Annotated in this window: 18 protein-coding genes and 1 riboswitch; of the genes, 4 read left to right on the forward strand and 14 right to left on the reverse strand. The window is 69.4% G+C overall.

What is annotated here, in order from left to right; all coding sequences use genetic code 11:
- Positions 1 to 135 precede the first annotated feature (135 nt).
- The 3 genes from ABH936_RS05035 to glmS all read right to left on the reverse strand — a co-directional run bounded on the left by ABH936_RS05035 (position 136) and on the right by glmS (position 4,207).
- Entirely contained in the window at positions 136 to 1,842 is a 1,707-nt protein-coding gene (locus ABH936_RS05035; RefSeq protein ID WP_235181939.1) for a bifunctional ADP-dependent NAD(P)H-hydrate dehydratase/NAD(P)H-hydrate epimerase, read from the reverse strand.
- Between the two features lie 2 nt (positions 1,843 to 1,844).
- Positions 1,845 to 2,195 carry a holo-ACP synthase gene (locus ABH936_RS05040; RefSeq protein ID WP_165584374.1) on the reverse strand — a complete coding sequence of 117 codons (351 nt, stop codon included), beginning with the start codon at positions 2,193 to 2,195 and terminating at the stop codon, positions 1,845 to 1,847.
- Positions 2,196 to 2,353: 158 nt separating this feature from the next.
- Positions 2,354 to 4,207, reverse strand: coding sequence for a glutamine--fructose-6-phosphate transaminase (isomerizing) (glmS, locus tag ABH936_RS05045; RefSeq protein WP_038569134.1), 1,854 nt, complete (start codon positions 4,205 to 4,207; stop codon positions 2,354 to 2,356).
- Between the two features lie 89 nt (positions 4,208 to 4,296).
- On the opposite strand from glmS, the gene coaA reads away from it, so the two are divergent.
- On the forward strand, positions 4,297 to 5,259 hold the full coding sequence (coaA, locus tag ABH936_RS05050) for a type I pantothenate kinase (RefSeq protein ID WP_006944139.1): 963 nt from the start codon (positions 4,297 to 4,299) through the stop codon (positions 5,257 to 5,259).
- A 150-nt stretch (positions 5,260 to 5,409) separates the two neighbouring features.
- On the opposite strand, the gene ABH936_RS05055 is transcribed toward coaA, so the two are convergent.
- From ABH936_RS05055 to mca, 5 genes are all read right to left on the reverse strand, one after another.
- Positions 5,410 to 5,826, reverse strand: a complete 417-nt coding sequence (locus ABH936_RS05055) for a hypothetical protein (protein WP_038569137.1) — start codon at positions 5,824 to 5,826, stop codon at positions 5,410 to 5,412.
- Between the two features lie 199 nt (positions 5,827 to 6,025).
- Positions 6,026 to 7,438 (reverse strand): PhoH family protein, encoded by a 1,413-nt coding sequence (locus ABH936_RS05060; protein ID WP_038569139.1) that lies wholly within the window; start codon positions 7,436 to 7,438, stop codon positions 6,026 to 6,028.
- A gap of 162 nt (positions 7,439 to 7,600) precedes the next feature.
- Positions 7,601 to 8,365, reverse strand: a complete 765-nt coding sequence (locus tag ABH936_RS05065; protein WP_006944141.1) for an isoprenyl transferase — start codon at positions 8,363 to 8,365, stop codon at positions 7,601 to 7,603.
- Between the two features lie 77 nt (positions 8,366 to 8,442).
- A complete protein-coding gene (locus tag ABH936_RS05070; protein ID WP_006944099.1) occupies positions 8,443 to 8,655 on the reverse strand; it encodes a hypothetical protein in 213 nt (70 codons plus the stop codon).
- Positions 8,655 to 9,596 carry a mycothiol conjugate amidase Mca gene (mca, locus tag ABH936_RS05075; protein WP_051806090.1) on the reverse strand — a complete coding sequence of 314 codons (942 nt, stop codon included), beginning with the start codon at positions 9,594 to 9,596 and terminating at the stop codon, positions 8,655 to 8,657. Before mca ends, ABH936_RS05070 begins: the two co-directional genes overlap by 1 nt.
- Before the next feature lie 80 nt (positions 9,597 to 9,676).
- Here mca and ABH936_RS05080 point away from each other — a divergent pair, with 80 nt between their 5' ends.
- Entirely contained in the window at positions 9,677 to 10,066 is a 390-nt protein-coding gene (locus ABH936_RS05080; protein WP_062257864.1) for a DUF4307 domain-containing protein, read from the forward strand.
- A gap of 208 nt (positions 10,067 to 10,274) precedes the next feature.
- Positions 10,275 to 10,766: a transcription elongation factor GreA gene (greA, locus tag ABH936_RS05085; protein WP_006944071.1), complete on the forward strand. Its 492-nt coding sequence runs from the start codon at positions 10,275 to 10,277 to the stop codon at positions 10,764 to 10,766.
- Positions 10,767 to 10,877: 111 nt separating this feature from the next.
- Here greA and ABH936_RS05090 read toward each other — a convergent pair whose 3' ends face one another.
- The 5 genes from ABH936_RS05090 to ABH936_RS05110 all read right to left on the reverse strand — a co-directional run bounded on the left by ABH936_RS05090 (position 10,878) and on the right by ABH936_RS05110 (position 17,542).
- Positions 10,878 to 11,222, reverse strand: coding sequence for a hypothetical protein (locus ABH936_RS05090; RefSeq protein ID WP_404602759.1), 345 nt, complete (start codon positions 11,220 to 11,222; stop codon positions 10,878 to 10,880).
- A complete protein-coding gene (locus ABH936_RS05095; protein ID WP_404602760.1) occupies positions 11,219 to 12,427 on the reverse strand; it encodes a cystathionine gamma-synthase in 1,209 nt (402 codons plus the stop codon). Before ABH936_RS05095 ends, ABH936_RS05090 begins: the two co-directional genes overlap by 4 nt.
- A gap of 141 nt (positions 12,428 to 12,568) precedes the next feature.
- On the reverse strand, positions 12,569 to 15,634 hold the full coding sequence (locus ABH936_RS05100; protein ID WP_404602761.1) for a glycine--tRNA ligase: 3,066 nt from the start codon (positions 15,632 to 15,634) through the stop codon (positions 12,569 to 12,571).
- Between the two features lie 55 nt (positions 15,635 to 15,689).
- Positions 15,690 to 16,484: a hypothetical protein gene (locus tag ABH936_RS05105; protein ID WP_074040274.1), complete on the reverse strand. Its 795-nt coding sequence runs from the start codon at positions 16,482 to 16,484 to the stop codon at positions 15,690 to 15,692.
- The gene (locus ABH936_RS05110) at positions 16,481 to 17,542 is read right to left on the reverse strand and encodes a GNAT family N-acetyltransferase (RefSeq protein WP_074040273.1); all 1,062 of its coding nucleotides are present in this window, start codon (positions 17,540 to 17,542) and stop codon (positions 16,481 to 16,483) included. Before ABH936_RS05110 ends, ABH936_RS05105 begins: the two co-directional genes overlap by 4 nt.
- A gap of 153 nt (positions 17,543 to 17,695) precedes the next feature.
- Here ABH936_RS05110 and msrA point away from each other — a divergent pair, with 153 nt between their 5' ends.
- Complete coding sequence (gene msrA, locus ABH936_RS05115; RefSeq protein WP_006944083.1) at positions 17,696 to 18,343, forward strand: peptide-methionine (S)-S-oxide reductase MsrA; 648 nt, start codon at positions 17,696 to 17,698, stop codon at positions 18,341 to 18,343.
- 67 nt (positions 18,344 to 18,410) lie between these two features.
- Here the strand turns inward: msrA and ABH936_RS05120 are convergent, their stop codons facing one another.
- Entirely contained in the window at positions 18,411 to 18,794 is a 384-nt protein-coding gene (locus ABH936_RS05120; RefSeq protein WP_404602762.1) for a neutral/alkaline non-lysosomal ceramidase C-terminal domain-containing protein, read from the reverse strand.
- Between the two features lie 212 nt (positions 18,795 to 19,006).
- A riboswitch (SAM riboswitch) is annotated at positions 19,007 to 19,118 on the forward strand.
- The last annotated feature ends 128 nt before the right edge of the window (positions 19,119 to 19,246 follow it).

Here is a 19,246-nt window from a genome sequence, read left to right on the forward strand (position 1 = left end):
CAGACGTTGCCATGCCAGGTTCGAGGTGCGCCTGCAGCCGCCGTCACCACATGAATGTGGACAAGAATCGCCGATGGGGACGGGAATCGCGAAGGGGGACGCCGTTCGCAGGGCGGACGCGGTGGTGCACGGACGTCAGAGGCGGCCGGCGTGCAGGTCGTCGTCGAATCTCGTCTTGATCTCGACGAGCTCGGCGATGGCGCGTCCGACGTTCGAGGCGACGTCGAGCGCCCGCACCGGGCCGCCGGGGTTGGCCAGGTGCGCCGCCCGCCCGTGGATGTACGTCGCGACGGCGCATGCTGCCGACGCCTCGATCCCCGCTGCGAGCGCCACCCCGACGATCCCCGCGAGGACGTCGCCCGTCCCGGCCGTCGCGAGCCAGTTCGGTGAGCGGTTCTCGACGAAGACAGCCCGGTCGTGCGTGATGCCATCGGCTGATCGTTGCGCCGGACGCGCGATGACGGTCGCGCCGCCCTTGAGCAGCACGACGTATCCCGTCCCGTCGGCCATGCGACGAGCCCACCGCACGGGGTCGGCTTCGACGGCCTCACGCGTCACCTCGTCACCGTCGTCGGTGATGCCGAGCAGCGCCAGCGCTGACGCGAGTTCTCCCGCATGCGGCGTGATGACGGTGACGCTGCCCTCGGGCCGCTCGATCTCGTCGAGCCATGTCAGCGCGCCGGCGTCGATGACGACGGGAACAGCCTTGCCGAGCACCTCTATCGCGCTCTCGTAGCGTTCGGAGTTCTTCTCGCGCTCGCTCACGCCATCGATGCCAGAGCCAACGACCCAGGCCTGCACCCGGCCCATGCCGTGGACAGCCTCGGGGACGGCGGCGAGCACGAGGTCGGACGGACGTGACGGCCCCACGTACCGCACCATGCCGGCGCCGGCCGTCGCGGCCGCCACCGTCCCAAGTACCGCCGCACCGGGAAACGCGTTGCTGCCCGTCGCCATGCCGACGACGCCGCGCGTGTACTTGTGGTCGTGAGCTCCAGGAATCGGCCAGCGCCCCGCATACTGCTGCACGCTCCATCGCAGCGCATCGGTGCTCAGACCGTCGAGCTCGGCGAGCCCGATGTCGACGACTCCCACCTCACCCGCCGCGCGTGGGTCGAGCAGCATCGACGTCTTGAGTGCTCCGAACGTCACCGTGCGGTCAGCCGTGATGCCAGGTGTCGGGCAGTCGACGGCGACGACGCGCGTCTCGCGCCCGATCGCCCGTACGGCAGATGCCCACGGCGCCGCGTCCGAGTCGTCCTCGCCATGCGAGCCGCTCAAGCCCCGCGAGGCGCGCGCGCCGATGCCCAGAATGCCGTCGACGACGAGGTCCGCGGCCGTGATGGTCTGCAGCGAGCGTGGCCCGTCGCAGTGTTCGCCACCGCACTCGCTGTGCGGCCCATGCGGGTGCTCGATGACGTCGAGACCCGCGTCGCGCACCGCGGCGAGACCCTCCTCGTGCGCTCTGCCGGCGACGAGCACGACGTCGGCACGCACTCCGAAGTCGCGCGCGAGGTCACGGGCAGCGAACAGCGCGTCACCGCCGTTGTTCCCAGGCCCGACGAGCACGACGACGCGGTCAGCGCGAAGCCTGCGCACCTCATCGGCGACGACGCGCGCCACCGCAGCGGCAGCGCGCTGCATGAGCGTGCCGCTCGTCAGCAGCTCGCCGCTCGCCTTCTCCGCCTCACGAACCCACGTCACCGACGCCGTCCGCAGCAGGTCGTCACCGTCGAGCCGCCCGACGTACTCGATGTCGTTCTCCATCGTCATGCCTCCTCGCCCGACGGCCGACGCGAAGCCACCGTCGCCCCAGCTGCCGTAACCCGTAGTGCAACTCATCGTCATGCCTCCGCGATGACGACGGCCGACGCGATGCCACCGTCGTGAGTCAGCGAGAGGTGCAGAGCGTCGACACCGAGGTCGTCCATGCGGGAGGCGACCGTCCCGCCCGTGCGCAGGAACGGTTGCCCCTGCGCGTTGGTGTCGACCTCCGCGTCCTGCCAGCTCATCCCGGGCGGCGCGCCGAGCGCCTTGCTCAACGCCTCCTTCGCCGCGAACCGGGCCGCGAGCGAGCGCACGTGCAGATCACGCTCCAGCGGTGTGAACAAGCGCTCACGCATTCCGGGCGAGCTTTTCAGTGTCTCGGCGAACCGGTCGATCTCGACGACGTCGATGCCCACTCCCACGATCATGAGTTCAGTCAATCACTTGTCGCCTCGAGACCGAGCCCCCGAGCAACACGGCGCCGTCGTTGACGAACAGGGCGACCGGGCCTCGCGACGCTGGTCGCCGGCATACGACGGGGCGCCCCCACATGATGGTGGGAGCGCCCCGTCGGCGTCGGCGCGCGTCACTCCACGGTGACGCTCTTGGCCAGGTTGCGCGGCTGGTCGACGTCGAGGCCCTTGGCCGTCGACAGTTCGAGGGAGAACACCTGCAGCGGCACGATGGCGAGCAGCGGTGCGAGCAGCGGAGCCGACTTCGGGATGCGGATGACCTCGTCCGCGAACGGCACGACGGCTTCGTCGCCCTCCTCCGCGATGACGAGCGTACGTGCGCCGCGCGCACGGATCTCCTGGATGTTGGAGACGACCTTGCCGTGCAGACCGTGCGGCGTGTCGGGTCCGGGCACCACGATGAACACCGGCTGCCCAGCGTCGATCAGCGCGATCGGGCCATGCTTGAGCTCACCGGCGGCGAAGCCCTCGGCGTGGATGTAGGCGAGCTCCTTGAGCTTGAGCGCACCCTCCATCGCGATCGGGTAGCCGACGTTGCGGCCGAGGAACAGCACCGAGCGGGTGTCGGCCATGAAGCGGGCGATCTCGCGGGTGCGCTCGAGGTGGCCGAGCACCTCCTCGATCTTGGCCGGCATCTCCTGCAGCTCACCCATGACCTTGGCCGCGTCGTCGGCGTACGTGCCGCCGCGCAGCTGCGCGAGGTAGAGGCCGAGGATGTAGCAGGCCGTGATCTGCGCGAGGAACGCCTTCGTCGAGGCGACCGCGATCTCCGGGCCGGCGTGCGTGTAGAGCACGGCGTCGGACTCGCGCGGAATCGTCGCGCCGTGCGTGTTGCAGATCGACAGCGTGCGGGCGCCGAGCTCCTTGGCGTGCTTGACGGCCATGAGCGTGTCCATCGTCTCGCCCGACTGCGAGATCGACACGACCAGCGTGCGCTCGGAGACGATCGGGTCGCAGTAGCGGAACTCGTGCGCGAGCGACACCTCGACCGGGATGCGCGTCCAGTGCTCGATCGCGTACTTGGCGACCATGCCCGCGTACGCGGCGGTGCCACACGCGACGATCGTGATGCGGTCGATGGCCTTGAGGTCCTCTTCGGAGATGCGGATCTCGTCGAGCGTCAGGCGCCCCGCCTCGTCCGTACGGCCGAGCAGCGTGTCGCGCACCGCGTCCGGCTGGTCGAAGATCTCCTTCTCCATGAACGTGTCGTAGCCGCCCTTCTCGGCGGACGCCGCGTCCCAGTCGACGTGGAACGTCTTGCCCTGCGCCGCGGAACCGTCGAAGTTGCACACCTCGACGGCCTCGGGGGTGATGACGACGACCTGGTCCTGGTCGACCTCCATCGCCTCCTTGGTGTACCCGATGAAGGCGGCGACGTCGGAGCCGAGGAAGTTCTCGCCCTCACCGAGGCCGATGACGAGCGGCGAGTTGCGGCGCGCCGCGACGACCTGGTTCGGGCTGTCGGCGTGCACGGCGAGGAGCGTGAACGCGCCCTCGAGACGGTTGACGACCTCGAGCATCGCGGCCTTCAGATCGCCCGCGTACGCCTTCGCGAGAAGGTGCGCGACGACCTCGGTGTCCGTCTCGGACGCGAACTCGACGCCGTCCTCGAGCAGCTGCGCGCGCAGCGGGTGGAAGTTCTCGATGATGCCGTTGTGGATGAGCGCCAGCTTGCCGTCCGTGCCGCCACGGTGCGGGTGGGCGTTCGCGTCCGTCGGGCCACCGTGCGTCGCCCAGCGCGTGTGACCGATGCCGGTCGCACTCGCGGGAAGCGGGTGGTTCTCCAGCTCGGCGCGCAGGTTGGCCAGCTTGCCGGCCTTCTTCGCCGTCGAGACGTGATCGCCCGTCACCAGGGCGATGCCGGCCGAGTCGTAGCCGCGGTACTCGAGGCGGGCGAGGCCCTCCATGACGACGGCCTCAGCGCGCTCGTCGACCTTCGAGCCGACGTATCCAACGATTCCACACATACGATTCAGACTACCGGCACGCGCGCGCCGCCCACGAATCCCCGAACGTTCACGAAGCCGTCCCCGCACGGACTTGGCACAATGACACCGTGACCCGCGCCCACCACCCGCCGCTGCCGAGCCCCTACGTCGAACTCACCCGAGCCGACTGGGCCCGCCTGCGCGACACCCACCCCATCGACCTGACGAGCGACGACGTGCGCCGCCTCGCCGGGCTCGGCGAACGCATCGACCTCGCCGAGGTCGAGGACGTCTACCTTCCCCTTTCGCGCCTGCTCAACTTCTACGCCGCCGCGACGCAGAACCTGCACCGCACGACGACGGACTTCCTCCAGGAACGCCCCGCCAAGACGCCCTTCATCATCGGCGTCGCCGGCTCCGTCGCCGTCGGCAAGTCGACGACCGCCCGCGTCCTGCAAGAACTGCTCGCGCGCTGGCCCGACACGCCCCGCGTCGAACTCATCACCACCGACGGCTTCCTCTACCCCAACGCCGAACTCGAACGCCGCGGCATCATGGACCGCAAAGGCTTCCCCGAGAGCTACGACCGACGCGCCCTCGTCCGCTTCGTCGCCGAGGTCAAGGGCGGCAAGGCGGAAGTCGAAGCGCCCGTCTACAGCCACCTCGTCTACGACATCGTGCCGGACGAGAAGATCGTCGTGCGCCAACCCGACATCCTCATCGTCGAAGGCCTCAACGTCCTGCAACCACCCGTCTCGACGCCCGGGCAACCCACCCGCTCGACGCTCACCGTCAGCGACTTCTTCGACTTCAGCGTCTACGTCGACGCCCGCGAAACCGACATCCGCGAGTGGTACATCAACCGGTTCCTGCGCCTACGCGAAACTGCGTTCGCCGACCCCGACTCCTACTTCCACCGCTACGCCCGACTCGACGACGACGAAGCCGTCACCCTCGCCACCCGCATCTGGGAGAGCATCAACCTGCCCAACCTCATCGACAACGTCCAACCCACCCGCGGCCGCGCCACCGCCATCCTGCGCAAGAGCAGCAACCACGCCGTCGACAGCGTCAAACTGAGGAAGCTGTGATGGCCCTCGTCGCCATCACGCAAGGTTGCCTGCGCAATGAGCGGTCGGCGAGCGGGACGTCAGAGCAACTCGCGCACCTGCACCGGCGCGTACCGATGCGGCCGTCAAGCTGGTGGTCTGCGGGCAAGGCGGTCCTGCACCCCTGACGGGTCAGTGGGTGCGGGCGTGCTCGTGGGAATCGAAACGGTCGGGGACGTCGTCGCGCTCGAAGACCTCGTCGTCCTGGTCGAAGGCCCCGTGGCGGCGCTCGGCCGCGTCGAAGTCGTCATCCAGATCGTCGAGCGTGTCGAAGTCGTCGCGCGACTCCTCATCCGGGTGACGACGGCGATCCGCCGCCCACAACGCCATCCAGACGACGGCGAACAGCGCCGCCACCGCGAGACCCGCGAGCAAGCCACCCCCCGCGCCGAACAGGAACTGCGAGCCGACGCCCGTGCGCTTGCTCTCCCCGAACTCCGGCGCCGCACCCGACGACGCCTTCCCGGCACTGACCGCGGCGAAGACCGTCGCGACGAACGCGACAACCCAATACGCGATCCCGAAGAGCTTGTTCTGGACGAGACGCACGGTCGAGCCTTCCTCACGATCGGTGACCCGCCACCTCCCCGCGGCGGATCGTCGAAGCACACGCTACCCAGTCACGAGCCCACTGCGCGCGCGCCACACCGACACCGCTGCCACCGGCTCACATCGAACGCAGCGGGCACGCGGCCAGACCCCGTCAGGCCCCGCGCGTCGGCGACACGATCAGCCCACGCGCCGGCCGTCAGTTCGCGAGCACCGACGTCACGAGCGCCGCGATGGGGCTGCGTTCCGACCGCGTCAACGTCACGTGCCCGAACAGTGCGTGCCCCTTAAGCTTCTCGACGACCGCGGCGATGCCGTCATGGCGCCCCACCCGCAGGTTGTCGCGCTGCGCGACGTCATGCGTCAGCACGACGCGCGAGTTCTGGCCCATGCGCGACAGCACCGTCAGCAGCACGTTGCGCTCCAACGACTGCGCCTCGTCGACGATGACGAACGCGTCGTGCAGCGAACGCCCACGGATGTGCGTCAGTGGCAGCACCTCGAGCAGGTCGCGCGCGATGATCTCGTCGACGACCTCCTTGCTCACGACGGCGCCGAGCGTGTCGAACACCGCCTGAGCCCACGGGCCCATCTTGTCGTTCTCACTGCCCGGCAAGTACCCGAGCTCCTGGCCGCCGACGGCGTACAGTGGGCGGAAGACGATCACCTTGCGGTGCGCGCGACGCTCCATGACCGCCTCGAGGCCCGCGCACAGCGCGAGCGCGCTCTTGCCGGTGCCGGCCTTCCCGCCGAGGCTGACGATGCCGACGTCGAGGTCGCTCAACAGGTCGATGGCGATGCGCTGCTCGGCGGAGCGGCCATACAACCCGAACAGGTCGCGGTCGCCGCGCACGATCTTCACCACGTTTCCCGGCATGACGCGCCCGAGCGCCGAACCGGACGCCTCGCCGTCGGCGCTCAGGATGACGCCGGTGTTGACGGGCAGATCCTCGAGGCCGTCGAGCGTGACGCGCCCCGTCGCGTACAGGGTGTCGATCTCACTCGCGTCGACGCTGCGTTCGACGATGCCCGTCCACCCCGAGTCGGGCACCCCGTCGGCGCGGTACTCATCGGCCGACAGCCCGGTTGCGGACGCCTTGATGCGCATCGGCAGGTCCTTGCTCACCACCGTCACGTCGTGGCCCTCGGCCGCGAAGTTGGCGGCGACCGCGAGGATGCGCGAGTCGTTGTCACCGAGCCGGAAACCCGCGGGCAGGGCGGCGGGGTCGGTGTGGTTGAGTTCGACGCGCAGCGTGCCGCCATCACCGATCGGGACGGGGTGGTCGAGGCGGCCGTGACGCACGCGCAGGTCGTCGAGCAGGCGCAGGCACTCACGCGCATAGTAGCCGAGCTCGGGGTGATGACGCTTGGCCTCGAGCTCGGTGACGACGACGACTGGGAGCACGACGTGGTGCTCGGCGAACCGGGTGAACGCGCGCGGGTCGGACAACAGCACGGACGTGTCGAGCACGTACGTCTTGACGCGCTGGGCGACGGCGGCGTTCGTCGTCGCGCCGTCATCGGTTCCGGGCCTGAGGCCCGATTCGAGCTGGGTGGTCGAGGTGAGCGCGCCCGCGGCGCCCCCCGTCGTGAGGGTGTCCGCCAGGGTCATCGTCGATTCCTCGGGTCACGGGTGCGAACGCGCCGGCCGGGCGCCCGCGAGGAGCCGTCGTGCACCCCTCGTCCTCGACGCTAACGGCGGCGCCACCGCAGGTCGGCGGACAGCCTGAGAAGCCTGCATGAACTTCACGTGAATGGCCGCCGCAGCGACGCGTCACGACCCGAAACGACGCTCGCGTTCGGCGTAGGCGCGCAGCGCGCGCAGGAAGTCGACGCGACGGAAGTCGGGCCAGAACGCTTCGCAGAAGTAGAACTCGCTGTGCGCCGACTGCCACAGCAGGAAGCCGCCGAGGCGCTGCTCCCCCGAGGTGCGGATGACGAGATCCGGGTCGGGCTGGCCCTTCGTGTAGAGGTAGTCGCCGACGCTGTCGATCGTCAGACGCTGCGCGAGCTGCGTCATGTCCTCACCGCGCTCGGCCGCGTCGAGCAGGATGGCGCGGAAAGCGTCGACGATCTCCTGACGCCCGCCGTACCCGACGGCGATGTTGACGACCATTCCGTCGCCGTCCTGCGTCGCGCTGACGGCGTTCTCCAGCCGGGTGCGCGTCGCCTCCGGCAGCAGCCCAAGGGCGCCGACGAGGTTGAACCGGCGGTTGCCGGCTGCGGAGAGTTCGTCGACGACGTCCTCGATGATGGCGAGCAATGGCGCGAGCTCGGTCTCGCTGCGCTTGAGGTTGTCGGTCGACAGCAACCACAGCGTCACGACCTCGATGCCGAGCTCCTCGCACCACGTGAGCAACGGTTCGATGTTGTCGGCGCCCGCCTTGTGACCGTGCGCGGTGTTCGCGCCCCTCTTCTTCGCCCAGCGACGGTTTCCGTCGAGCATGAGGCCGACGTGACGCGGGAGACGCTCAGGAGGCAGGCCCTTGACGAGTTGGCGCTCGTAGGCGGTGTACAGCACGTCGCCCGGTCCGCGCATGGCTGCCTCCTCGTGGTGTGGCGCTGGGTTGACGATAGCAACGCCGGAGCAGGTGGCCTGCCCCGGCGCCGCGACGATCAGTGCTGTGCGCTGCCGATCGGGTCGTCGTCCCCGCGCGGCGCGGAGTCTGCCTCGCGTGCGCCGACGCTCTGCTCGCGCTCGGTGAACGTCATCTTGCGCAGGTGCGTGTTCATCGAACGGAACAGGAACCAGCACGCGAGCGCCAGGCCGAAGAGCACGAGAAAACCCCAGATGCCTGCGGTGACCTCGACGGATTCGTTGCCGCCCATCAGTGTTCCTTCCGTTCGACGACGTCGTCGATCACCATTGTGACAGCGCCGCTCGTCGCGAGTGCATCCGCCTGCTCGGGTGATCCGAGCCCGGCGAACAGGTCGTCCTCGTCCGGGGTGAGCGGCACCGCGCTCAGTGCGAGGTCCCATTCCTCTGTCGGCCACGCCTCGCCCTGCTCGCGCGCGTCGAGCGCGAAGAACATGCCGTCGGGGTCGATCTGCGTCGCGTGGGCGAGCAACGCGCGCGAGCGCACGTCGAACCACTCATCGCAGCGCACCCGCGTCGTGACGCGCCCCTCGGGCCGGTCGCTGCGGCGCTCCAGCCATTCGGGGTACGGCGAATCGCGCCCGTCCTTCACGAGGGCCTCGTGGTAGGCGCTCAGCTTCGCGCGGGTGAAGGTGCGGTCGTAGTAGACCTTGAGCGGCTGCCACGGCGCACCGGCGTGCGGGTAGGCGTCCGGATCGCCCGCCGCGCGGACGGCGGCGATCGTCACGACGTGCGTCATGATGTGGTCCGGGTGCGGGTAACCGCCGTTCTCGTCGTACGTCGTGACGACGTGGGGGCGGCGCTCGCGGATGACCCGCACGAGCGCCTCGACGGTGATGTCGAGCGGCTCCAGCGCGAAGCATCCGTCGGGCAGCGGCGGCAGCGGGTCCCCCTCGGGCAGACCCGAATCGACGAAGCCCAGCCAGACGTGCTCGAAGCCGACGACCTCGCGCGCCTTCGCCATCTCCGCGCGACGCAGCGCGACGAGGTCACTCTTGACCTGCGGGTCGTCGACGAGGCGCGGGTTGAGCACGTCACCACGTTCGCCGCCGGTGCAGGTGACGACGGTGACGTCGTCCCCCTCGGCGAGGTAGCGCGCCATCGTCGCTGCGCCCTTGCTCGATTCGTCGTCCGGGTGCGCGTGCACCGCCATGAGCCGGAATCCGCCTGCCACCTGACACCTCGTATCGTGAGACCTGTTGAACTGCTCCGCAGGCGAACCCGCGAAGCACCCATTGTGACAAAGGAGAGCGAGTGCCCCTCGAACGCCCACGGGCCGAACAACGCAAGTGGTGGATCATCGGCACGCTCGGCGTGGTCCTCATGACGGCGTTCTGCATCTGGTTCGGCATCCAGTGGACGTCGAACACGGTCACCGCGAACCAACACGGCTTCAAGGTGCTCTCCGACGATCGCATCCAGGTGAGCTGGGACGTCATCCCCAGCGACAAGGACAAGCCGGTGACCTGCACGCTCATCGCGCTCAATGACCGCCGCGACGTCCTCGGTTCGAAGTCGGTCTCGCTCAAGCCGAGCCCCTACGACTCGACGACTTACACCGACGTCGTGCGCACCACGTCGCGCGCCGTCTCGGGCACCGTCAAGGAGTGTCACTACACGGGCGAGGAGGCTCAGGCCGAGTGACGTCGCGGCGTCGATGCCGCGGCACACTCTGCCGCTGACGACGCGCGCAAGAGCCGTCGACGACGTGCGTTCTCGCGCCATGGCGCTAGAATGGTGGTTTCACCTGGGCTGAGACGCGCACCGCCGCCGGCGGACACCGCAGCGTCTTGGCCTTGTTCTTTCGTGCGGGAGACCGTGCGAGACCCGAAAGCACAGCAAGGAGAAGACCGTGAGCGAGACCACCACCTCCTCCAGCTTCCTGACGCAGGACGCATACGACCGTCTCTCGGCGGAACTCGAGCACCTCAAGGGAGAGGGCCGTTCCGACATCGCGAAGCGCATCGAAGCCGCGCGCGAGGAGGGCGACCTCAAGGAGAACGGTGGCTACCACGCCGCCAAGGAGGAGCAGGGCAAGATGGAGGCCCGCATCCGCCAGCTCGAGTCGCTGCTGCGCGACGCCGTCGTCGGGGAGGCACCGAAGGACAACGGCATCGTCGACTCCGGCATGGTCGTCACCGTCGAAATGTTCGGTGACACCGAGACGTTCCTGCTCGGCAGCCGTGAGATCGCCGGGGACGCCGACATCGACGTCTACTCCGAGCAGTCGCCGCTCGGTGAGGCGATCATGGGCAAGAAGGTCGGCGAGGAGACCTCCTACGACGCCCCGAACGGCAAGACGATCGAGGTCAAGATCGTCGACGCGAAGCCGTACGCCGGCTGACGCATCGTTCGGCACGACACGAAGAGGGCAACCCCGTGGTGGGGTTGCCCTCTTCGTGCATCCGACGCGACGCGTGCGCCGGCTCCGGTGTGCGCGGCCGGCTGGTCCGCCTCAGACGGTGCCAGTCGTCACCTGCGCCGCGACGGAGATGGCCAGCAGCGCGCTGACGCCGAGCAGCAGCCAGCCCCAGACCCATTCGGCCTGGGCCGGCCGTGGCCGACGCAGATCACTGCGCGGGCCCCGCGCCCCGAGGTGGGCGACGACATCGGCCGGAGGCTCGGGGCGGTCCTGGTCGAACGGGCCGCCCTGCGTGTCGGCCCACCACTGTTCCGCCCGCGTGATGCCGGCCTCGTCGCGGGCCCACGCGGCGCGCGTCGCCCGAGCGCGACGCAGCAGGTACAGCGCCGCGACGAGCGCCACCCCCGCGAGAACGAGGCGCACGACGACACCGGTCATCGCGAGGAGTCGAGTGCGTTTCGCAGGTCGGCGACGAGGTCGTCGGCCTCCTCGATGCCCACGGAGAGACGGATGAGGGCGGCCGGTACCTCGAGGTCCGTGCCGGCGACGGAGGCGTGCGTCATCTTCGCCGGGTGCTCGATGAGCGACTCGACGCCGCCGAGGCTCTCGCCGAGGGTGAAGATCTTCGTGGCATTGCAGACCTCGAGCGCGCGCTCCATGCCGCCGGCCACCTCGAAGCTCACCATGCCGCCGAAGCGTTTCATCTGCTTGACGGCGACGTCGTGGCCCGGGTGCGAGGCGAGGCCCGGGTAGTAGATCTTCGTGACGTCGTCACGGCTCGCCAGGAACTCGACGATCTTCTCGGCGTTGTCGCAGTGACGCTCCATGCGCACCGACAGCGTCTTGAGACCGCGCAACGTCAGCCAGCTGTCGAACGGACCGGAGATGGCGCCGATCGCGTTCTGGTGGAAGCCGATGCGCTCCGCGGCGTCTTCGAACTCGGGCACGCCGATGTTCTTCGCGACGACGACCGCTCCCCCGACGACGTCGGAGTGGCCGCCCGAGTACTTCGTCGTCGAGTGCACGACGATGTCGGCGCCGAGCGCGATCGGCTGCTGCAGGTAGCTCGAGGCGAACGTGTTGTCGACGACGAGCAGTGCCCCCGCCTCGTGCGCGACGGCCGCGAGCGCCGTGATGTCGGCGATGCCGAGCTTGGGGTTGGTCGGAGTCTCGACCCAGATCAGCTTGGTCTGGTCGGTGACGGCGGCGCGCACGGCGTCGACGTCGGCGATGGGTGCCGTCGAGTACTCGACGCCCCAGCTCTTCGTCACCTTGTCGACGAGGCGGTAGGTGCCGCCGTAGGCGTCGGTGGGGATGACCATGTGCTCACCCGGGCGCAGGATCGAGCGAATGACGGTGTCCGAGCCCGCGAGACCGGAGGCGAACGCGAAACCCTTGGCGCCGCCCTCGAGAGCGGCGATGCACTCCTCGAGCGCAGTGCGCGTCGGATTGGCCGAGCGGCTGTACTCGTAGCCCTCACGCAGACCGCCGACGCCGTCCTGCTTGTAGGTCGAGGTCTGGTAGATGGCCGGAACGACCGCGCCCGTGCGCGGGTCGGGCTCCTGCCCCGCGTGGATCGCGCGGGTCGTGAAACCGAGGGTCGAGAGGTCGGAGAGGTCTGCGTTCTCGTTGTCGTGCGTCATGCCGACAAGCCTAGTGCTGCGCACCGACAACCCCGAAAGTTGTGCGAATCCGGCACCAAGGCCGCACTGCACACGGCCACTCGGGACACGACGACGGCCCCACCTCGTCGACACGGGGTGAGGCCATCGGGTTCGCTCGGGTCAGACGTCGAGCGCCCGGTCGAGTTCCTTGTAGTCGATGCCGGCCGGCGCCTTGGCGATGACGCTCTGCAGCAGGCCGAGGCGAGCGGCCTTGAGCGCCTCATCGTCAGCCATGACGAGGACGTCGTCGAAGAACCTGTTGAGCGGCTCGGTGAGACCCGAGGCGTCCGCGAACCACTGCGTCAGCGAGTCACCCGAGTGGTCGGGCAGTGCCTCGACGAGCGGAGCCAGCGTCTTCTCGGCCTCGTCGGTGAGCACGGACGCATCGAAGCCCGGCTGGGTGCCCGCAGGCACGATGCGCGTGATGCGCTGCGTCACCTGCACGAGGGCGCGGAACGCCTCGTCATCGCGCAGAGCCTCGACGTCGGCGAGCACCGCGGCCGCGCGACCGGGCGTTCCGGCGCTCGGGCTGAGGGCCGTGACGAGCGCCGCCGAGACGCCTTCGTCGCGCAGCTGCTGGCCGAAGCGGCCCTCGACGAACTCGAGCGCCGACGCGAGCGCCTCGCCCGAGACCTCGACGCCCTGCTCACGCAGTCGCGCGGCGGCAGCGTCGAGACCGCCGCTCACGCTGATGGCGGCCACGGCCGGCACACCGCGCAGGATCGACACGACGCCGAGCGCCGCGCGGCGCAGCGCGAACGGGTCGGACGAGCCGGTCGGCTTCGCGCCGATGGCGAACATCGCGGTGAGCAGATCGAACCGGTCGGCCAGCGCGAGCAGCGCGCCCGGCGTTGATGCAGGCAGCGAGTCGCCCGCCGAGCGCGGCTTCTCCATCTCGAACAGGGCATCGGCCACAGCCGGGGCCTCCCCCGCCTTCAGCGCGTATTCGCGCGCCATCGTTCCGGCGAGGCTCGACAGTTCGACGACCATCGCCGTCGACAGGTCGAACTTCGCGAGCGCGCCGGCACGCGACAACGTTGCCTGCTCATCGCCCGTGAGTTCAACGGACGCAGCGAGTTTCGTCGACACGTCCTTGATGCGGTCCGCACGCTGCGCGAACGAACCGAGACGGTTCTCGAACGTCAGCTTGTCGATCTGCGCGCGGAAGTCGTCGAGCGGAACCTTGAGGTCGGCCTCCCAGAAGAACGCCGCGTCCTCATAGCGGGCCCGCAGCACTGACTCGTTGCCGGCGCGCACGACGTCGTCGTCGATCGAGCCGTTGGCCATCGTGACGAAGTACGGCATGAGCGTGCCGGAGGCGTCGCGCACCGGCAGATAGCGCTGGTGCTTGCGCATGACGGTGGTAAGGATCTGCTCGGGCAGCTCGAGGTAGCGCTCCTCGAAGGTGCCGAGCACACCGTGCGGCTCCTCGACGAGGTTCGTGATCTCGTCGACGAGGCTCGCCTCGCCGTCGATGTCGATCGTGCCGCCGACGCTCTCCGCGAGCGCCAGGGCACCGTCGACGACCTGCCGGCGTCGCGCGGTCGGGTCAAGCACCAAACCGGCCGTTTCGAGCGTCGGGACGAGCTCGTCGGCAGCGGCGACGTCGACGTGCGGCTGCGCTGCGGTGCGCGCGACGTACGTCGTGCGGCCCGTGGTGAGTGAGCCCACCGTCGCGGGGACGACGTGCTTGCCCCACAGCGCGACGACCCAGCGGATCGGGCGGCTGAACGTCAGCTGCGGGTCGTTCCACTTCATGTTCTTGTCGCTGCGTAGGCCGGAGACGACGTCGGCGACGATCTCCCCGAGCACCTCGAGCACACCGCGCCCCGTCTGCGTCTGCTTGACGGCGACGTGCTCGGCACCGTCGAACTCGGCGGTGACGACGTCGTCGACGGAGACGCCCTTGCCGCGCGCGAAGCCCTCGAGGGCCTTCGTCGGCGCACCGTCCTTGTAGGCGGCCGCGACCTTCGGGCCCTTGGCGAGGGTCTCGGAGTCCGGCTCGTGCGCGCTGACCCCGGGCACGGTGACGACGATGCGGCGCGGCGTGCCGACGACGGCGACGTCGCCGTGCTCGAGGCGGGTGCCGGCGAGCGCCGACGTGACGGCGTCACGCACGGCGGGAATCGTCGCGTCGAGCACGTGCGGCGGCATCTCCTCGACGCCGATCTCGAACGTGAACGTCTGCGGCGCGTCGCCGAGTTCGGCTGCGGTGGGCGCCGGTTCGGGCTCCTCGACGGGCTGGGTGACGTTGGGCGCCGACGCGGCCGCCTCCGCCAGCTCACGCACGCGTGACGTCGCCGCGTCGCCCTTGAGCAGCGGGTGACCGAGTTCGGCGCGACGCTCGGTCCACAGTGCACCGGTCTCGCGAGCGAGGCGGCGCATGAGGGAGAACGAGCGCGCACGCTCCGTCGTGGAGACGGCGCCGCGGCTGTCGAGGATGTTGAACGCGTGCGAGCTCTTGAGCACGTACGTCCACGCCGGCACCGGCAGGCGTGCGTCGATGAGGCGCTGAGCCTCGTCGGTGTACTCCTTGAAGAACGCGCGGGCCGCGTCGACGTCGGCGTCGTCGAGGTAGTAGCGCGACATCTCGTACTCGTTCTGCGCGAACACCTCGCCGTAGCTGATGCCCTCGGCGTACGCCATGTCCTTGAAGTGCGTGACGCCCTGCAGCGCCATGAGGATGCGCTCCATGCCGTACGTCAGCTCGACGGCGACAGGCTCGAGGTTCTGCCCGACGACCTGCTGGAAGTATGTGAACTGCGTGACCTCCATGCCGTCGAGCCAGACCTCCCAACCCAGGCCCCACGCGCCGATGGCGGGCTGCTGCCAGTTGTCCTCGACGAAGCGCACGTCGTGCGCGTCGAGGTCGATGCCGAGCGCCTCGAGCGAGCCGAGGTAGAGCTCCTGCGGGTTGCCCGGGTCGGGCTTGAGGATGACCTGGAACTGCGTGTGCGTCTGCAGCCGGTTCGGGTTCTCGCCGTAGCGGCTGTCGTCGGGGCGCACGGAGGGCTCGACGTACGCGACGTGCCACGGCTCGGGCCCGAGCACGCGCATGACGGTGTTGGGGTTCATCGTCCCCGCACCGACCTCGGTGTTGTAGGGCTGCACGACCATGCATCCGCGGTCGGTCCAGTACTTCTGCAGCGTCAACAGGGCATCTTGCATCGTCAGCACGTCGGTCACGCGCCCCAGGTTACCGAGTGCGCACGCGCCCCGCCCATTCGTCCCGATCACGGCGTCACGGCAGACGATGACGGCGCACGCGCCGCCCGGGAACGCGGGCGCTCGTCATGAGTTCCCGCGTCGTCAGCACCTTGGCCGGCGACATCCATCCGCACGACGGCTTGTGGAGCGCGTAGCCACCACCCAGGCTGACGGCCGCGTGGTCGATCAGGCCGTCGGGGTTGCGCCAGACATGGACGACACCAAGGCCGTCGTCGGTGTCATGACGCGGCAGCAACCGCGTCCGCTCTCGCAGCCACGCCTCGATCGGCTCGCGCTGCATCCACTCCTCACGTGCGCCGTCCACGCCGGCCGCGGCGAGAACGGCACCGAAGCAGTTGGGCCCGCTGGCGCGCGGGAACGTCCCCGCGATCTCACGGGCGCCTGGCAGCACGGCGTCGATGTTGGCCCAGGCCCGCTGGGTGATCTCGCGATGACGACTCGCGCGCAGCCCCTCGACGACGTATGCCACGACGCGCTCGAGGTCGCGCGCGATGGCCGACGCGTCGTCACCGCTACGCCAGAGGTGACGCGTGGGTTGCGCTCGCCTCAGAGACGCAGGCAAGGCGCGTGCCGCCGCGCGATCGAGCCAGCAGATGGCTTGGTCGTCCACGCCGTACAGCAGGAACGTGTCCTTGAGCTCGAACGTCACCCGCTCGGGCTCGTCGCGCAGGCCGAGGTCGTGCGCGACGCTGCGGGGCACGACGAACGGCTGATCGACCGGCATCGTCCAAGCGCGCCACTGGAGCAGCTGCTCGTGCGTCACCTCGATGCCGAGCACCTCGCGTACGGGCGCACCGGACGGGCTCATGCAAGCCTCTTCTGCCATTCGATCATCGTGCCCTCGCGTTCGTAGCCGAGCTCGGAGTTGATCCGCAGCATGTGGGTGTTCGTCTCGTCGTTCCAGGTGCGCTGCACCTCGACGCCCGGCGCGACCTGCGCCAGCAGCAGCGACACCGCAGCCTTGACCCGGTAGCCGAGCCGGCGCCCACGGTGCGCGGCGTCGACGAGGGTGTCGTCCTGGTAGGCGATCCAAGGCGTCTCCGCGGGAACGCTGACGTGCGTGAACGCGGCCATCTGCCCGCTCGGTCGGTGCCACGCCACGGCCTCGACGACGCGTCGGCCCTGAGCGCGTGCGGTGTCGAACAGCTCGTGCACCCGCGCGGCATCCCACGTCTCCGGTTCGATCGCAACGTCACCGAGCGGGGTGTCGGTCGACATCATCGCTCCGAAACGGGCCCGCTCCTCGAGCCACTGCGACGGGAGGTCGTCGACGGCCGTCTCGACGACATACTCGTCGTCGAACGCGAGGGCGGCACGCATCTGTGCGGCGACGGCGTCGCTCACCGGCAGACGCTGAGCGTTGCGCACGCACGTCTGGGCCTGAGCGAACCCTCGGGCAGCGAGGAAGGCGCCTGCGGCGTCAGGCTGGCCGACGGGCGTCTGCGTCTCGACGAGGACCGTCGTACGTCCCTCGTCCTGCATGATCTCCTCCGCGGCTGAGAGCAACGCCGAGCCGACACCCCGTCGTCGCGCGGGAGCCAGCACGTCGAGGTGGAGAAACGCGAGGCGGGTGTTGTCGCGGCGCGGCAGGACGAGCTCGGCGGCACCGACGACGCCAGCTGCTGTGTCCACGCCATCATCCTGGATGTCGGCTGCTCCCCCAACGGCGTCGTCGTCGCACGAGGCTTCCCCCTCGACGGCGACGAACGCATGACGCGTCTCGGATTCCTTGCCCCACATGGCGCGCAGCTCGTCGGCGGGGTAGGCGGTCGTGTGCTTGCCCCACTGCTCGTGGCCCACCGTCATGAACACCTGCGCCCAGGCGTCGAACAGCGGGGCGGACGGGCCGATCTGACGAATGCGCATGGCGACATTGCACTCAGCACCAGCTGCGTACGCAACCGGTTTTTCGGCGCGTCCGCCTGGATCGTGCGACAACCCGTTCATGCCGGCGGAGGCTCGGGCCGGAATGCCTCGACCGCCGGCGGTGTTGTCTCGGAACCCGAGGAAAGGCACCTCATGTTCACTCGAAAGCACACCCGAACGCCCGAGGCGAGCGACCTGCACGACGTCCTCGACGTGCCGATGTTCTCCGAACTGCCCGACGGCTCGGCGACCCTGTACGTCGCGATGGGCTGCTTCTGGGGCGCCGAACGCATCTTCTGGAAGATTCCGGGCGTCGTCACCACGGCCGTCGGGTACATGGGCGGCCACGCCACCGAGCCGACATACGAAGATGTCTGTGGCGGCGGCACGGGCCACACCGAGACGGTCATGGTGGCCTACGACCCGTCGCGCGTGTCCGAACGCGAGCTGCTCAAGGCGTTCTGGGAGAACCACGACCCGACGACCGCGAACCGGCAGGGCAACGACGTCGGCACGCAGTACCGCTCGGCGATCTACTGGACGACGCCGCAGCAGGAGCGCGCTGCCCGCGAGACGTCCGCGCTCTTCCAGGAGGCACTCGACGACGCGGGTCGCGGCGCCATCACGACCGAGATGCGCCCGGCGGACGAGGCGGGCCCCTTCTGGCCGGCGGAGCTGTACCACCAGCAGTACCTGTCCAAGCACCCTGGCGGCTACTGCAACCACGGCTTCAAGGGCGTCACGTGCCCCGTCGGCGTCGCCGACCTGCCCGCGCAGACGGACGTCCTCCCGCCACGCTGACGACGACATGCACGGCGGCCGCTGAGCCGGTGGCCGATCAACCGGCCACCGCGGCGCACCGGCCGTCTCAGCGCACCTGGAAGGCCCGGCTCGTTCCGGTGTAGGCACTGACCTTGCCGTTCCAGCCGTTCTTCCAGTTGCCCTGCTGCACGAGGCGATACGTGCCTGCGGGCGTGCCGCGACGTATGCGCCACTCCACGGTGCATCGCGAGTACGAGACTCCCTCGCGCGACCAGACGTTCGAGGTGTCCCAGTCGTGGTCGTCGGGGACGTCGACCCACGACGAGCCGACCTGACGCTGCACCTTGACGAACGTGTCCATCGTGCGGAAGTCATTCTTCGGGTGGCCGCCGCGGAAGACCGCCCGCACGCTCGAACCAGCCGAGCACGTGGCGTCCGGCTGGGTCAGGACGTCACCGAAGTGCTGCCCGGGTGGGACGTCGTCGAACACGACGCCGGGGCCCTCGGCGCGTGACCGACGTCACACTCATCACCCACCTAGACGATCGTCCAAGCGGTGTGAAGAAATCACTCACCCGAGCCTCGACGGCGAAAGACGCCGCATCAGCCACCCCGCGTGTCGCACGTCACAATCTTCGCCCACGTCTCATCTCCAGTGCCACAACTTGACGCTTTGTCGTGCGCGGCTCTAATCTCGCTGCTGGTCAAGAGATCCGATGCAAAGCCCTGGCTGGTCGGACGGCAACCCTCACACGCGTGGCGGGGTGCTCCAGGTGATGACCCGGCCGCGTCGACCACGCGGCAAGCACGCTCGGCACCCAACGTGACGGCATCCTCGTGAGCCTTCCGTTGCGCTGCCCAGGCCGCGAAAGGTATGCCCCGCACGACACCGCGCACCGCGCCCCACCCCGGCGCTCCCGCCTTCACGCTGACTCCGCGCAT

It is taken from the genome of Dermacoccus sp. GAS27A (assembly GCF_044909235.1).
Lineage (GTDB): Bacteria > Actinomycetota > Actinomycetes > Actinomycetales > Dermatophilaceae > Dermacoccus > Dermacoccus nishinomiyaensis.